At 67.1% G+C, this 16,008-nt stretch carries 14 protein-coding genes; 11 read left to right on the forward strand and 3 right to left on the reverse strand.

Annotated elements, in window-relative coordinates:
- Positions 1–60: 60 nt before the first annotated feature.
- From EKL94_RS14930 to EKL94_RS14980, 11 genes are all read left to right on the forward strand, one after another.
- Positions 61–1,380, forward strand: coding sequence for a M20 family metallopeptidase (locus EKL94_RS14930; protein WP_126929675.1), 1,320 nt, complete (start codon positions 61–63; stop codon positions 1,378–1,380).
- A 77-nt stretch (positions 1,381–1,457) separates the two neighbouring features.
- The gene (gene queF, locus EKL94_RS14935) at positions 1,458–2,303 is read left to right on the forward strand and encodes an NADPH-dependent 7-cyano-7-deazaguanine reductase QueF (RefSeq protein ID WP_126929676.1); all 846 of its coding nucleotides are present in this window, start codon (positions 1,458–1,460) and stop codon (positions 2,301–2,303) included.
- A 243-nt stretch (positions 2,304–2,546) separates the two neighbouring features.
- Complete coding sequence (locus tag EKL94_RS14940) at positions 2,547–2,840, forward strand: LysM peptidoglycan-binding domain-containing protein (protein ID WP_005419771.1); 294 nt, start codon at positions 2,547–2,549, stop codon at positions 2,838–2,840.
- A gap of 42 nt (positions 2,841–2,882) precedes the next feature.
- Complete coding sequence (locus EKL94_RS14945) at positions 2,883–3,395, forward strand: hypothetical protein (RefSeq protein WP_032130280.1); 513 nt, start codon at positions 2,883–2,885, stop codon at positions 3,393–3,395.
- A gap of 364 nt (positions 3,396–3,759) precedes the next feature.
- Complete coding sequence (locus EKL94_RS14950; RefSeq protein WP_126929677.1) at positions 3,760–5,982, forward strand: NADP-dependent isocitrate dehydrogenase; 2,223 nt, start codon at positions 3,760–3,762, stop codon at positions 5,980–5,982.
- 278 nt (positions 5,983–6,260) lie between these two features.
- Complete coding sequence (locus EKL94_RS14955) at positions 6,261–7,226, forward strand: hypothetical protein (RefSeq protein ID WP_126929678.1); 966 nt, start codon at positions 6,261–6,263, stop codon at positions 7,224–7,226.
- Positions 7,219–7,767 (forward strand): GTP-binding protein, encoded by a 549-nt coding sequence (locus EKL94_RS14960; protein WP_126929679.1) that lies wholly within the window; start codon positions 7,219–7,221, stop codon positions 7,765–7,767. The genes EKL94_RS14955 and EKL94_RS14960 overlap by 8 nt, the downstream gene beginning before the upstream one ends.
- Positions 7,760–8,176 (forward strand): roadblock/LC7 domain-containing protein, encoded by a 417-nt coding sequence (locus EKL94_RS14965; protein ID WP_019336717.1) that lies wholly within the window; start codon positions 7,760–7,762, stop codon positions 8,174–8,176. The genes EKL94_RS14960 and EKL94_RS14965 overlap by 8 nt, the downstream gene beginning before the upstream one ends.
- Before the next feature lie 53 nt (positions 8,177–8,229).
- A complete protein-coding gene (locus EKL94_RS14970) occupies positions 8,230–8,589 on the forward strand; it encodes a hypothetical protein (protein ID WP_005419760.1) in 360 nt (119 codons plus the stop codon).
- 146 nt (positions 8,590–8,735) lie between these two features.
- A complete protein-coding gene (gene aceK / locus EKL94_RS14975) occupies positions 8,736–10,466 on the forward strand; it encodes a bifunctional isocitrate dehydrogenase kinase/phosphatase (protein ID WP_126929680.1) in 1,731 nt (576 codons plus the stop codon).
- 75 nt (positions 10,467–10,541) lie between these two features.
- The gene (locus tag EKL94_RS14980) at positions 10,542–11,432 is read left to right on the forward strand and encodes an energy transducer TonB (protein ID WP_126929681.1); all 891 of its coding nucleotides are present in this window, start codon (positions 10,542–10,544) and stop codon (positions 11,430–11,432) included.
- A gap of 34 nt (positions 11,433–11,466) precedes the next feature.
- Here EKL94_RS14980 and EKL94_RS14985 read toward each other — a convergent pair whose 3' ends face one another.
- From EKL94_RS14985 to trxA, 3 genes are all read right to left on the reverse strand, one after another.
- Entirely contained in the window at positions 11,467–13,041 is a 1,575-nt protein-coding gene (locus EKL94_RS14985; protein ID WP_126929682.1) for a sensor domain-containing diguanylate cyclase, read from the reverse strand.
- Between the two features lie 216 nt (positions 13,042–13,257).
- Positions 13,258–15,000 carry a transcription termination factor Rho gene (rho, locus tag EKL94_RS14990; RefSeq protein ID WP_126929683.1) on the reverse strand — a complete coding sequence of 581 codons (1,743 nt, stop codon included), beginning with the start codon at positions 14,998–15,000 and terminating at the stop codon, positions 13,258–13,260.
- Between the two features lie 228 nt (positions 15,001–15,228).
- Positions 15,229–15,558, reverse strand: a complete 330-nt coding sequence (gene trxA, locus EKL94_RS14995; RefSeq protein ID WP_005411275.1) for a thioredoxin — start codon at positions 15,556–15,558, stop codon at positions 15,229–15,231.
- Positions 15,559–16,008 lie beyond the last annotated feature (450 nt).

Genomic DNA, 16,008 nt, shown 5'->3' on the forward strand with positions numbered 1-16,008 from the left:
GTTCCCGTGGCGGCGGCGTTGCCCTACATTCAGCTGGAACCCCCTGCCGTGGAGATCGCGATGCGCCGTTCGCTGTTGCTGTCCGCCCTGCTGCTGGCCCTGCCGGCCCTTGCCCATGCCCAGGACGGGCAACGCCCCGAAGTGACCGCCGCCGCCCAGCGCCTGCAGGCCAAGGTGGTCGAATGGCGCCGTGACTTCCATCAGCACCCGGAACTGTCCAACCGCGAGGTGCGAACCTCGGCCGAGGTCGCCAAGCGCCTGCGTGCGATGGGCCTGAAGCCGAAGACCGGCATCGCCCACCACGGCGTGGTGGCGATCATCGAAGGCGGCAAGCCCGGCCCGAAGATCGCCCTGCGCGCGGACATGGACGCGCTGCCGGTGACCGAGCAGACCGGCCTGCCGTTCGCCTCCAAGGCCACCGACCAGTACCGCGGCCAGACCGTGGGCGTGATGCATGCCTGCGGCCATGACGCGCACACCGCCACCCTGCTGGGCGTGGCCGAAGCATTGGTCGCGATGAAGAAGGACCTGCCGGGCCAGGTGATGCTGATCTTCCAGCCGGCCGAGGAAGGCGCGCCGCCACCGGAGGAGGGTGGCGCCGCACTCATGTTGAAGGAAGGCCTGTTCGCCGACTTCAAGCCGGAGGCCGTGTTTGGCCTGCATGTGTTCTCCAGCGTGCAGGCCGGGCAGATCGCCGTGCGTGGTGGCCCGCTGATGGCGGCTTCGGATCGATTCGGGATCAAGGTGACCGGTCGCCAGACGCACGGTTCCGCACCGTGGAACGGCATTGACCCGATCGTCGCCACCGCCGATCTGGTGGGAACCGCGCAGACCATCGTCAGCCGCCGTGCCAACCTGTCCAAGCAGCCGGCGGTGCTGACCTTCGGCGCGATCAACGGCGGCATCCGCTACAACATCATTCCCGATGAAGTGGAGATGGTCGGCACCATCCGCACCTTCGATGAAGGCATGCGCCAGCAGATCTTTGCCGACCTGCGCAACGTGGCCGAGCACACCGCCGCCGCGCATGGTGCGAAAGCGGTGACCGAGATCTACGAGGCCGACGGCAATCCGGCCACGGTGAACGACCCGGCATTGACGGCGAAGATGCTGCCGAGCCTGCAGGCGGTGGTAGGCAAGGACAACGTGTACGAGCCGCCGCTGCAGATGGGTGCGGAGGATTTCTCGCTGTACGCGAAGGAAGTGCCGGGGATGTTCTTCTTCGTCGGCTCCACCAGCGTGGGCATCGACCCGGCGACGGCGCCGGCGAACCATTCGCCGAAGTTCCTGCTGGATGAGAAGGCGCTGGATGTGGGGCTGCGCGCGCTGCTGCAGGTGAGCCTGGATTACCTGCACGGTGCAGGCACTCCGGCGGGATGAGGGTTTCCGGCAGGGCTGCGCCCTGCACCCGCTGAGGCCAAAGCCACGTCAACGTCAAAAAGCTGGTTTCCTGAGGGATGGCGGGGTGGGTCCGGTGGCAGGGGCCGCTGCAAGTACGTCCATGTAAGCTCGGTCGCGAGGTCAGTTACCCGTCGCAGTACGATCCCGGCCTGCTGTTTCCCATCCCGCGCATCGGCGCCCGCGCCGAGATCGGCCTCGATGACGCCGCGCTGCCATTCGTCGGCCACGACCGCTGGCACGCCTTCGAGCTGAGCTGGCTCGACCCGCGTGGCAAGCCGCAGGTCGCCGTCGCCACCGTGCAGGTGCCGTGCACCTCGCCGCGGTTGATCGAATCGAAGTCGTTCAAGCTGTACCTCAACTCCCTCAACAGCACCCGTATCGACAGCGCCGAGGCACTGCGCGAGCGCCTGGTGGCCGACCTGTCGGCCTGCGCCGGTGCGCCGGTCCAGGTCGAGTTCGGCCTGCCGGGCCTGTGTGAGACGCCACTCGGTGAGTCCATCGACGGGCTGGACGTGGAGATCGACTGCTACGGTCCGCCGCAGGCGGACTTCCTCGTCGCCGATGCGGGCGAGGTGGTGGAGGAGACCCTGGTCTCGGCGCTGCTGAAGTCCAACTGCCCGGTCACCGGCCAGCCGGACTGGGCCACGGTCAGCCTGCGTTACCGCGGTCCGAAGATCGACCGTGCCGGCCTGCTGCGCTATCTGGTCAGCTACCGCGAGCATGCCGAGTTCCACGAACAGTGCGTTGAGCGGATCTTCAGCGAGGTGTCTGCGCGCTGCCAGCCGCAATGGCTGGAAGTGGAGGCCCGCTATACCCGCCGTGGTGGCCTGGACATCAATCCCTGGCGTGCCAGCCCCGGCATCGCGGCTCCGGCTGCGACCTACCGCGAACTGCGGCAGTAACCGCCGGCCAGCGGCCGGCGTTACCTTTGGATCGCAGGCGGTTACGGGTAGTGCCGGCCGCTGGCCGGCAATCGGCCAAGGCCGGATCCCCCTGGCACAGCCGACCAGCGGCCGGCACTACCGGGCACCGTCTCTCCCGATTGTTCAGCCGCCCCCGGGGGCGGCTTCACATCTGCACCATCCCCATTTAACAACCTCCATGGCACCGTGCGAATCACGTAGTCATGCAGACGGGAGTTGTGGATGAGTACCGAGAAGAAAGCCGATTTCTCCGGCGTCAGTGGCAGTGTCGACAGTACCGCCGAGCAGGTGCCGAAGGCAGACTTCTCTGGCGTCAGCGCTTCGGTGGACAGCACCGCAGACGTCGTCAGCGGCGGCACCTACACCGTGCAGAAGGGTGACTCGCTGTCGAAGATCGCCAAGCAGCATCTGGGCGACGCCAATGCCTGGAAGAAGATCTTCGAAGCCAACCGCGATGTGCTTGATGACCCGGACAAGATTTTCCCGGGCCAGACCCTGAAACTGCCGCCGAAGTAAGCCGGCTGAACGCCGTCCGACAATCCCTGGGAGGAACCCCGAATGATCAAGACCACCCCGCTCCAGACCGCCCTGATCGCCGCCCTGCTGGGCAGCGTTGCGCTGGTCGGTTGCAAGAAGAAAGAAGAATCGACCGACAGCAACGCCGCTCCCGCAGCGACCGCTCCGGCCGAACCGGCAGCACCTGCACCGATGACCGGCGCACCGCCGCCGATGGCCGAAGCCGCTGCAGTCAGCGTCTCGGCGGTCACCGTCGGCAAGACCGCAGCCGCCGACAAGTCGGTTGCGACGACGGCATTGTTCGCACCGAAGGATGACGTCATCGTCTCGGTCAAGACCGACGGTGCCGCCAACAACGTCACCGTCGGCGCGAAGCTGACCTACCAGGACGGCCAGGTGGCCGGCGAACAGAACGCCACGCTGAACACCAGTGGTGCGGAAACCACCAACGTCACCTTCAAGAATGCAAAGGGCTGGCCGGCCGGCAAGTACCGCGCCGAGGTCACCGTCGATGGCAAGGCGGCCGGAACGCCGCAGGAGTTCGAGGTCAAGTAAGTCCTGCCGACTCTCTCCCGGCAGGGCTCACGATGGACGCAGCCGCGAGGCTGCGTCCTTTTTTATTGGGCGGCGGCTGGCCCCATCCACGCATGGCGTGGATCTACTGACAGCGCGGGCCGCGCTTCACCCACGCCGTGCGTGGATGGATCACAGCGTTGCCGGCATGCAGTACCGCCGCGTATGGCGCGGCTTTGCCCCGCGCGGCTGAAAACGCGACAATGCAGGGGTTTCCCCGCCGCGCGCCCACCCTGACGGCGACGGGGGAAAGCGTGGGGCCCGGCCCCGCGCGCGACACGGTTGCACGTGGCCCGGCGCTGGCGCCGGCCTTCCCCTGAGCACTGCTACAGAGTCCAAGTCCCCCATGTCCAAGATCCTCTACACGCTGACCGACGAAGCCCCGTTCCTGGCCACCCAGTCGCTGCTGCCGATCGTCGGCGCCTACACCGCCACCGCAGGCATCGTGGTGGAAACCCGTGACATCTCGCTGTCCGGCCGCATCCTGTCGCTGTTCCCGGAACTGCTCAGCGACGCGCAGAAGGTCAGCGACGACCTGGCCGAGCTGGGCCAGCTGGCGACCACGCCGGACGCCAACATCATCAAGCTGCCGAACATCTCCGCCTCGGTGCCGCAGCTGAAGGCGGCCATCAAGGAACTGCAGGACCAGGGCTATCCGCTGCCGGATTACCCGGAAACCCCGGCCGACGACCAGCAGCGCGACTACAAGGCGCGCTACGACAAGGTCAAGGGCAGTGCGGTGAACCCGGTGCTGCGCGAAGGCAATTCGGACCGCCGCGCGCCGCTGTCGGTAAAGAACTACGCGCGCAAGCACCCGCACCGCATGGGCGCCTGGGCGTCGGATTCGAAGTCGCACGTCGCGCACATGGCCGCCGGTGATTTCTACGGCAGCGAGAAGTCGGCCACCCTGGCCAACGCCGGTGCGCTGAAGATCACCTTCCACGGCAAGGACGGCAGCACCGTCGTGCTGAAGGAAAAGACCGCGGTCAAGGCCGGCGAGATCGTCGATGCCGCCGTCATGAGCCGCAAGGCACTGGCCGCGTTCATCGGTGAGCAGATTGCCGATGCCAAGGCCCAGGGCGTGCTGTTCTCGCTGCATCTGAAGGCGACCATGATGAAGGTCTCCGACCCGATCATGTTCGGCGTGGCGGTCAACGAGTTCTACAAGGACGTGCTGGCCAAGCATGCCGACGTGCTGAAGCAGGCCGGTTTCGATGCCAACAACGGCATCGGTGACCTGGCTGCGCGCCTGCCGTCGCTGCCCGAAGCCACCCGCGCCGCGATCGAAGCCGACCTGGCGGCCGAGTATGCACAGCGCCCGGGCGTGGCCATGGTCAACTCGGACAAGGGCATCACCAACCTGCACGTGCCGAGCGATGTGATCGTCGACGCCTCGATGCCGGCGATGATCCGCGACTCCGGCAAGATGTGGAATGCCGAAGGCACGCTGCAGGACACCAAGGCCGTCATTCCGGACCGCTGCTACGCCGGCGTGTACCAGGCCGTCATCGACGACTGCAAGGCGCACGGTGCGTTCAATCCGGCCACCATGGGCTCGGTGCCGAACGTCGGCCTGATGGCGCAGAAGGCCGAAGAGTACGGCTCGCACGATAAGACCTTCCAGATCGCTGCCGATGGCGTGGTCAAGGTCACCGACGACGCGGGCACCGTGGTGTTCGAACACACCGTGGAAGCCGGTGACATCTGGCGCATGTGCCAGACCAAGGACGCGCCGATCCAGGACTGGGTCAAGCTGGCCGTCGAACGCGCCCGCCTGAGCAGCGCCCCGGCCGTGTTCTGGCTGGATGCCGCCCGCGCCCACGACGCGCAGGTCATCGCCAAGGTCGAGCAGTACCTGAAGGACCACGACACCAACGGCCTGGACATCCGCATCCTGCCGCCGGTGGAAGCCACCGCGTTCTCGCTGGACCGCATCCGCAAGGGCGAGGACACCATCTCGGTGACCGGCAACGTGCTGCGCGACTACCTCACCGACCTGTTCCCGATCATGGAGCTGGGCACCAGCGCCAAGATGCTGTCGATCGTGCCGTTGATGGCCGGTGGTGGCCTGTTCGAGACCGGCGCCGGTGGTTCGGCCCCGAAGCACGTGCAGCAGTTCGTCGAAGAGGACTACCTGCGCTGGGATTCGCTGGGTGAGTTCCTGGCCCTGGCCGCGTCGCTGGAACACCTGGGCAACCGCTACGACAACGCTGCCGCCCGCGTGCTGGCCAAGGCGCTGGACGAAGCCAACGGCCAGTTCCTGGACAACGACAAGTCGCCGTCGCGCAAGCTGGGTGGCATCGACAACCGTGGCAGCCACTTCTACATCGCGCTGTACTGGGCGCAGGCGCTGGCCGCGCAGGACGAGGACGCCGCACTGAAGGCACGCTTCGCCCCGCTGGCCAAGGCACTGACCGACAACGAGCAGAAGATCGTTGAAGAGCTGATCGCGGTGCAGGGCAAGGCCGTGGACATCGGCGGCTACTACCGCCCGGACGTGGCCAAGGCCAGCAAGGCGATGCGCCCGAGCGCGACCTTCAACGCCGCGCTGGAGCAGCTGCGCGGCTGATCCATCGCCGTTCGGTCGTGACCCCGGAACCCGCGCTTCGGCGCGGGTTTCTTTTTTTTCGACCCCATTCGGCCCGCATCCAGAACCGTGACTTCCGTCGGCTGTCGGAATGCCGTCAACGGGGCATGAAACTTGCCCGCGATGGCCGTCGCAGAACCGATCGGACACCGTCTGCAACTGCCCTCGATCTGAGCAATCGATCACGACGGCTGCCGCTGGCGATGCCCTAGCCTTGGCGACGCGAGGCCACCGGGGAGGTGGCCGCACGGGGAACACGGATGGCACGCGTGCTGGTAGTGGGAACCGACATCCAGGGCGAGCAGGCCCTGCTGCAGCGGCTGCGCGTAGCATCGGCCCTGCCGGATGGCCAGATCCGCCGCAGCCAGGACCTGGACGATTGCGATCTGCTGGTCATCCGCGATACGCCGGCGCTGCGCAACGCGGCCCAGCGCATGCGCCAGCAGCGTCCGCGACTGCAGTGCTGGATCGAAGACATCGGCGGCCAGCTGCGTGATGGCGACGGGCACCAGGACGTGCTTGACGATGGTGCCATCGGCCGCGCGCTGCGCCGCATGCAGTTGATACCGGAGCCCCTGGCCATGCATGCACCTGCACCGATCCGCCTGGCCGATGGTGCACATGCCATTACCCGCCTGCTGCGCGAGCGGCTGCCCCTGCGCCAGGGGCAGGCATTGCTGAGTGACGCGGGTGAACCCGTCCTGCTGATGGACCTTGAGCATGATCAGGCCGTGCTGCTGCAGGAGCCGGCGAGCGCGCTGGTGGAGCGCCTGGCCGATGCCTTCGAACGCCTGCAGCTGGATGCGCTGACACCCGCACGCCTGCAGGCGCTGGCCGGTGAGCGGCCACGCCAGCCACTGCGGCCGCTGCTGTGGCAATGGGCGCAACGCAGCCGCCATTGGCAGGCACTGGACGAACGCCTGCGTGGCGCCTCGGTGAAGCTGCTGCGCTGGCCGGACTTCCGCGTGCTGGGCCACGACCACGATGGCTTCCGCCTGTGCTCGTTGCTGCTCAAGCGCGCGTGTACGGTTGAAGAATGCGCGATGCTGCTCGAGTTGCCGGCTGCGGCGGTGCGCGATTTCATCCATGCAGCCTATCTCTGCGGTTACGCGCAGTTGCAGAGCGCCCCTACGGCACCGATGACGGCGCCACGCGGCAATGGCACCGACAACGGCCTGCTTGCCCGCCTGTGGCGGCACCTGCGCGGGGGCGAGCGCAATGCGTGAGCACAAGGTGGTCGTGCTGGGTGGCATGGGCAGCGGCAAGTCGACACTCGTGCGCAGCATCGCGGCCGGCGCGGTGATCGACACCGATGTGGCCAACAGTGATCGCCTCGGTGCCGACAAGGCCTCCACCACCGTCGCGCTGGACTACGCAGACATCGACCTGCCCAACGGCGAACGCCTGCGGCTCTACGGAACGCCCGGCCAGCAGCGCTTTGATTTCCTGTGGCCGATCCTGCTGCAGGGCGCACGTGGCGCGGTGCTGCTGCTGGACGCGCGCCGTGCCGGGTTGGCCACCGAACTGCAGGACTACCTGCAGGTGCTGCGGCCGTTCGCATCGTCATTGGCGCTGGTGGTGGCGGTCACGCACCTGGACCTGGCACCACAGGCCGCACTGGACGACTGGGCCACACGTGCCCGCCTCGATGACCAACCACTGCCGCTGCTGGCGGTGGATGCCCGCGACCGCGAACAGGGACTGTTGCTGATGGATGTACTGATGAGCGAAATGGAAGCGCACGCACTGGTGGCGGCGCATGGCTGACGGGCAGATGGCGGTGCTGCCCGATGCCGGCCAGCGTGAGCGCCTGCAGCCCTTGCTGCAGGACCTGCAGCAGCGGGTGGAAGGCGTGCGCACGGTGGTGCTGGCCAGTGTCGACGGCTTCGCCCTGGTCAGTGCCGGGGCCGAAGGGCGCGGCGAACGGCTGGCGGCGATGACCAGCGCGATGCTGGCGCTGGCCGCAGCGGTCGGGCGCGAACTGGTGCTTGGGGATCTGCAGACGCTGATGCTGGAAGCGGCGGGCGGCAAGGTGCTGATGCTGGCGATCCAGGCCGAGGGGCGCGCACCGCTGCTGCTGATGGCGGCCTGCGACCAGCGCAGCGTGATCGGCCAGGTGCTGTGGCAGAGCAGGGAATGTGGCCAGGCGATCCTGGCCGAACTCGGCGGATCGTGAGCCCGGCCGCAGGGGAACGAGGGGCTCGAACCAACATCGACAAGGGGTGCGACGTGGCTGGATTGAATGAATCGTTGAACGCACTGATGGGCATCGACGGCGCGCAGGCAGTGGCGCTGGTCGACTACGAAAGTGGCATGCTGCTGGGCGAAGCCGGTGCCGGCATGGACATGGAAGTGGCTGCCGCCGGCAACACCGAAGTGATCCGCGCCAAGATGAAGACCGCCGCGTCGCTGAACCTCAACGACAGCATCGAGGACATCCTGATCTCTCTGGGCAAGGCGTACCACATCATGCGCCCGGTGGCGAAGAAGAAGGGCCTGTTCTTCTACATCGTGCTGGACCGCACCAAGTCCAATCTGGCATTGGCCCGGCGCAAGGTGCAGGACGTGGAGGCCGAACTGGCGATCTGAGCCGGTAGTGCCGGCCGCTGGCCGGCATCTGCATCAATCCATCGACGGTCCAGGTGCTGCCGGCCAGCGGCCGGCACTACCTTCGCGCTCGACGGCATCGCACACGCCAGCGTATGGTGAAGCCGGTCCTCCCGGGTGAGCCATGCATGTCCAAGCCTGACATCGCTGCCGAGCTGGCGCTGCGTATCGCCGGTGCCATCCGCGATGGTTTCGAGCAGTACCATGCCCGCTTCGCGGCGATCACTGCGCGCGCACGGCAGCGCTTCGAGCAGCGCGACTGGGCCGGTGCGCGACAGGATGCGGTCGAGCGCATCGCCCTGTACGACCTGTGCATCGCCGAGCAGATGGATGCGTTGCGTCGCCTCGCCGGTGACGCGATCGGCGAGCGCGCGCTGTGGTTGCAGGTGCACGCCCGCTACAGCGCGCTGCTGCAGGGCCTGATCGATGCCGAGCTGTACAAGACCTTCTACAACACGCTGTCGCGGCGCCTGTTCGCTACCCGCGGCGTGGACCCGGCGCTGGAATTCATTGCTTTCGACGTCGAGCCCTCCGATGCAATCACCCATCCCGTCGCGCGGCATACCTACGCCGTCTCGCCGACGCGGCCGGTGGAGGCCCTGCAACGCGTGTTGGCCGACTATCGCTTCGACATTCCGTACGCGCACCAGCTGCGCTGCGCGGCAGCCATCGCCGTGCGCCTGCAGGACGACCTCGCCCATTGGGGTGACACGCCGGTACGCAGCATCGAACTGCTCGACACCGTGTTCTACCGTGAGCGCCGCGCCTACCTGGTCGGCCGCGTGTTCGGCGAGCATCGCTTCTCGCCATGCGTGATTGCCCTGGTCAACGATGAGCGCGGCCTGCGTGCCGATGCGGTGCTGACCCGGCGCCGTGATGTTGCCCATCTGTTCGGCGTGTCGCGCAGCTACTTCCAGGCCGATCTGGGCACGGTGGGCGACGCCGTGGTGTTCCTGCGCAGCCTGCTGCCAGGCAAGCCCATCGATGAGATCTACACGGTGCTGGGTCGCGCCAAGCAGGGTAAGACCGAGCGCTACCGTACGTTCTTCCGCCACTTCAACGAGCACCCGCAGGAGCGGCTGGTGCATGCCGAAGGCACGCCGGGCATGGTCATGGCAGTGTTCACGCTGCCCAGTTATCCGTTGGTGTTCAAGCTGATCCGTGACCGTTTCGCCTGGCCCAAGGCAATGTCGCGGCAGCAGGTGGAAGAGAAGTACGCGCTGGTGTTCAATCTCGATCGTGTCGGCCGCCTGCTCGATGCGCAGCCCTATCGTCATCTGCGCTTTCCGCGCGAGCGCTTCGCGCCGGCCCTGCTGGATGAACTGCTGCAGCAGTGCGCGCAGAGCGTACGCGTCGATGGCGATGAGGTCGAAGTCGCACTGTGCTATGTGCAGCGTCGTTTCCGTCCTTTGAACCTGTACCTGCGCGAGCAGTCCGGGGAGGCGGTGCGCGCGGCGGTGCTCGACTACGCGCAGGCGATCACCGACATGGCGCGCAACAACATCTTCCCCGGCGACATGCTGCCGAAGAACTTCGGTGTGTCACGGCACGGCCGGGCCGTGTTCTATGACTATGACGAGTTGTGCCTGGTCAGCGACTGCGTGTTCCGCGCCTGGCCGCAGCCACGCACGCCGGAGGAAGAGATGGCCGACGAGCCGTGGTTCCATGTCGGCCCGCGCGACGTGTTTCCCGAGCGCTTCGGCCCGTTCATGGGCCTGCCGGCTGCAGAGCTGGCAGCCGTGCGCGAGCACTACCGGCACCTGTTCGACCCGGGCTGGTGGCAGGGCCTGCAGGAACGCTTCGCCCGGGGTGATTATCCGGACACGCCGCCCTACGCAGGCGCACACCGGCTGGCGTGAACCGGCTGGCGTGAACCGGCTGTCATCGCGGCTGGGGCTGAGATAGGCTCGCCGTTCATCACCAAGGATCCGGCAATGATGCGTTCCCCACTGTTTCTCGCCCTCGCGCTGGCCGTAGGTGCCGGCGCCCCCCTGCTTGCAGGCGACGCCACTGCGCAGACCGCACGTGCCGTACGCGCGACTGCAGAAATGAGCATGGTGCTGTCCGGTCATATCGAGGTCACGCCGGAGGGCGCGGTCCGTTCGCTGGTGCTGGACCAGAAAGCCATGGTGGCCCCGAGCATCGCCTCCTTCGTGGAAGGCACCATCGGTGGCTGGCGCTTCGAGCCCACGCTGCGCGATGGCCAGGCGGTGGCCACGCGGGCCCCTTTGCGCGTTCGCCTGCGCGGCAAGGCTGCGGCCGATGGCGGCTATGAAATCAGCATGACCAGTGTCGACTTCAGCGAGTACGATCCGAAGGCTACCGATTCGGTGACCCAGCTGCACATGACGCCGCCGCGCTACCCGGAAGCGGCCTACCGTAACGGTGGCCAGGGTGAGGTGCTGCTGTTGGTCAAGGTGGCCCGTGACGGAACAGTGGCCGATGTGGCCGCCGAGCAGGTGAACATGGCCGTGGTCGCATCCGAGCGGACCCTGGCCAAGATGCGCGACATCCTGGCCAGAGCCAGCGTCAGCACCGCCCGCACGTGGACCTTCAAGCCGCCGACCACCGGCGAGGACAGCACCCGGGACAGCTGGACGGTTCGCATCCCGGTGAACTTCGCCCTGAACAACGATCCCAATGCAGTGGCGGGACGCTATGGCCGCTGGCGCGCCTTCATTCCGGGGCCGCGGCAGACCGTGCCGTGGCGCGAGGCGGACCCGGTCGAGCAGGCCGGCAGCGACCTGCTGCCGGAAGGCGGCGTCTACATGGTGGACGGCGCCAAGCGCGGCCTGCGCCTGCTGACCCCGCTGCAACAGAGCTGAGGCCCGCTGCGGAGCCGGGCAGCCCGGCTCCGCGTCAGTCGGCGTAAGGGTAGACCACCACCCGGTTGCGGCCCTGTTCCTTGGCCATGTACAGCGCCTTGTCGGCCAGCCGCAAGGCCTGCTCGGCATCGACGTGGAAGCTGGGGAAGTGGGCCACGCCAAGCGATACGGTGATGGTGCCGACCGGTCCGAACGGATGGTCGGCGATGTGCTGGCGCAGGCGTTCACCGGCCTGACGGGCCGATTCAGTACTGATGCCCGGCAACAGCAGCAGGAATTCCTCGCCGCCGGCGCGGCAGAGAATGTCGCTGTCGCGCGAGTAGCGGCGCATCTGGTCGGCGATGTGGACGATGGCGTTGTCGCCGATGTCATGCCCGTAACTGTCGTTGATCGACTTGAAGCGATCGATGTCCAGCGCCAGGATCGCGAACGGAATGCCCTGCACCTGCAGTGCGTCTAGCGCCTGCTGCAGTCCGCGGCGGTTGAGCAGGCCGGTCAGCGGGTCGGTACGGCTGGCACGGTTGAGCGTGCCGATACGATCCTGCAGGGCATTGAAGCTGTGCAGCACCGCCTGCTTGAGCTGGGCGACCTCGAAGTACCAGGCGCGGATGCCGCTGACATGGTTGATCGCATTGCCGGTGTCCTCGCCGCCCTGCACATTGCGCGCCAGCTGCCACAGCGGCATCGAAATGCGGCGCGCGAACCACCAGGTGATCAGCAGCGACAGCAGGCCGAGCGGAATCGCATTCCAGATCACCGCGGTCATCAACCGTGACAGCGGCTGCAGGGTGGCCTCGGTCGGGCGCTGGGCGATGATGCCCCAGCCGGTGGCCGCCACCGGCGCATAGCCGGCCAGCATCGACACGCCGCGGTTGTTGCGTACCTGCTGTGCGCCACGCTCTCCGCGCACCACGGCCTTCACCGCCGGGTTGCCGACCACGTAGTCACCCACCCGCTTGCCATCGGCGTGGTACAGCAGGCGGCCATTGCGGTCCACCACGTACAGATAGGAACCGTCGCGGTAGTAGTGCTTGCCCAGCAGCGTGTGCAGTGCGCTGCGCTGGCGCAGGTACAGGGTGCCGCTTACATAGCCGCGATAGCGGCCCTGGCGGTCGAAGATCGGGTGCGACAGCGACACCAGCAGCTTGCCCGTGGCCGACTGGTAGGGATCGCTGATCATCGGCTGGCGCGCCGCCAGTGCCGCGTTGTTGCCGACACTGTGCAGCACCTCGCCCTGCAGCTGCAGGGTCTGCGGCGAGGTGGCGATCACCAGGCCGTCGGCGTCCACCACCAGCGAGGAGTTGAAGCTGCTGGACTGCAGCTGCAGGCGGCTGGCTTCATCCTGGGCCTGCTTCGGATCGAGGTCGTCCTCGCCCAGGCGGGTCGCGGCATAGGCCAGCTGCTGCTGCGCGGCCAGCAGGAAGTTCTGGGTGGTCTCGGCCAGTTTGGTGGCATAGACGCGGTTGGCTTCCAGGGTGTTACCGACCAGCTGGTCGCGCTGCACGCGATAGCTGGCCAGCAGGGTGTTGGCCAGGGCGATGATGGCGCTGAGCAGTGCCAGGGCGAGGATCAGCTTGCCCAGGTTGAGGCGGGGAGACAGCGTTCGCATGCGTCGACGGATCCGGCAGGAGGCTGGACCCGACCGGTTCTCCGGAAGGGGCAACAGCGGGAATCGGTGGCAGGGCCCACGGGGGCCGGGCAGGGTATCGCGCGGATTATCGCCAAAAGCAGGCGCGAGCGAAGTGAAGTGCGTCGCCCTGCAGGCAAAAAAAAACCTGCCGCAGCGAGCGGCAGGTTTCCTTCCAATGCAGGACCGGGCCGGGGCTCAGCGCTTCATCGAACCGAAGAACTCGTCGTTGGACTTGGTGTTCTTCATCTTGTCCAGCAGGAATTCCATCGCGGCCATTTCATCCATCGGATGCAGCAGCTTGCGCAGGATCCAGATCTTCTGCAGCAGCTCCGGCTCGATCAGCAGGTCTTCGCGGCGGGTGCCGGAACGGTTGATGTCGATGGCCGGGAACACGCGCTTTTCAGCGATACGGCGGCTCAGGTGGACTTCGCTGTTGCCGGTGCCCTTGAACTCTTCGTAGATCACCTCGTCCATCTTCGAGCCGGTGTCGACCAGCGCGGTGGCGATGATGGTCAGGCTGCCGCCTTCTTCCACGTTGCGCGCGGCACCGAAGAAGCGCTTCGGACGATGCAGCGCGTTGGCGTCCACACCACCGGTCAGCACCTTGCCCGAGCTCGGCACCACGTTGTTGTAGGCGCGGGCCAGGCGGGTGATCGAGTCGAGCAGGATCACCACGTCCTTCTTGTGCTCGACCAGGCGCTTGGCGCGCTCGATGACCATTTCGGCCACCTGCACGTGGCGTGCGGCCGGCTCGTCGAAGGTCGAGCTGATGACCTCGCCGCGCACGGTGCGCTGCATTTCGGTCACTTCTTCCGGGCGCTCGTCGATCAGCAGCACGATCAGGTGCACGTCCGGGTGGTTGGTGGTGATGGCAGTAGCGACCTGCTGCATCATCATGGTCTTGCCGGCCTTCGGCTGCGACACGATGAGCGAGCGCTGGCCCTTGCCCTGCGGGGCCATCAGGTCGAGGATGCGGCCGGTGATGTCTTCCGACGAACCGTTGCCACGCTCCAGGGTGAAGCGGCGGCGCGGGAACAGCGCGGTCAGGTTCTCGAACAGCACCTTGTTCTTCGACGCTTCGATCGGCTCACCGTTGATGGTGTCGACGATGTTCAGCGCAAAGTAGCGTTCGCCGTCCTTCGGGAAGCGGATGCGGCCGGAGATGTGGTCGCCGGTGCGCAGGTTGAAGCGGCGGATCTGGCTGGGCGAGATGTAGGTGTCGTCCGGGCCGGCCAGGTAGCTGGCTTCGGCCGCGCGCAGGAAGCCGAAGCCGTCCGGCAGGATTTCCAGCACACCGTCGGCGGCGACGCCGTCACCGTGGCGGGTCAGCACCTTCAGCAGGGCGAAGATCACGTCCTGCTTGCGGGCGCGGGCCACGCCTTCGGAGATCTGCAGCTGCTCGGCGATTTCCAGCAGCTTCTGTGCCGGCATGCGCTTGAGGTCGCTCAGCGAGTAGACCGGGAAGCCCTCGGGCACGTTGGCATGCGGGCGCGGCACGAACGGCTGCTGCTCGCCGCCGTCGTTGGGCAGGCCATCGTCGCGGAAGCGGTTGTTACGGTCACGGTCGCGGCGGTTGCGGAAGCGGTCGCGGCGGTTGCCCTGACCTTGCCCCTGGCCCTGCTGGCCGTTCTGATTGTACGGGTTCTGGCCCTGGTTCTGGCCGCCCCCCTGGTGGTTCTGCTGGCGCGGCTGGCCGGATTCGCGACCCTCACCGCCTTCGCCACCGCCAGTGCTGGCAGGGGCCTCGGCGGCGGGCGCGCTCGGCGCGGGGGCAGCAGCTGGTGCCTCGGGCGCGGCGGCCAGCGGCAGGGTCGGCTGCGCCGGAGCGGCGCTGGTTTCGGCGGCTGCCGGAGCGGTGGCCTTGCTCACGCGGGGCTTGCGCACGCGCTTTTCGGCGGGCGCATCGGCGCTGCCGGTTTCGGAAGTGTTATCGGACAAGAGCGTTATTCCTCGCTTGAAGGTGCGAGCGCCCGGCTGGGGCGGCGAACGTTGGGAATGGGTCTGGAAGAAACTGCGTCCAGAGGGTGCGGCACGCGAACGCGGCCGGATATGCCGACACTATCATCGGCCTGCGGCGCCACGCAAGGGGCGCCGGGAACAGCATTCATCATGGGCGCGGGGCGCCCGCCGGCAGCCGCGGTCGGCGGCTGCCGGAGAACAGCAGGATCAGGCCAGGGCCTTGTCCAGCAGGCCGGCCAGCTGGGCCTTGCCCACCGCACCAATCTGCTCGCCGACCTTCTCGCCGTCCTTGAACACGACCAGGTACGGAATCGAACGCACGTGGTACTTGGCGGCCAGCGCACGGTTGTGGTCGACGTTGACCTTGGCGATCTTGGCGCGGCCCTGGTAGGCATCGGCCAGTTCGTCCAGCGCCGGGGCGATCATCTTGCACGGGCCACACCACTCGGCCCAGAAATCGACCAGCACCGGTTCCTTGGAATTCAGCACTGCGCTATCAAAGTCGGCGTCGCCGACATGTACAACCTTGTCGCTCATCTTGGTTTCTCGTCTTGGATTGCACCCGGCCATGCCGGAGGTGGGTGAACTGGGCCATGCCCGGTGGCGCGACCCTCGTCGTTGCCTCGCGGCGCACTGCCGCGGTGCGTTCGGCGGGATGCCTGGACGCTCACGGCCGGCAGTGTACCCCTATCGCAGGGCGGGGACAGGCGCCGGCTGGAACCCAGCGTATCGTGATCGCTTCGATGCCTGGTATGTGTCGGATTTCACTGTCTTCCTGTACATGGGGCTGGCAGCGGGCGACACCAGCGGCCCTGGCAGGGCCGTTCAAGTCCGGTGTGGCTGGGTGAAGGACGCCGTCTCTTGACTTTATGAGACAGGTCATTCCGGTTTGCTGGCCCGAGTGCGTTAAACTGGGGCATTGTGCGGCGCGCGGACCGGGTGGTCCCAGCCTGCCAACCCGCCGCAGGGGCCGCAGTTTGCGACGGT

The organism is Stenotrophomonas maltophilia, from assembly GCF_003970865.1.
In the GTDB taxonomy this organism is placed as follows: Bacteria; Pseudomonadota; Gammaproteobacteria; order Xanthomonadales; family Xanthomonadaceae; genus Stenotrophomonas; species Stenotrophomonas maltophilia_AR.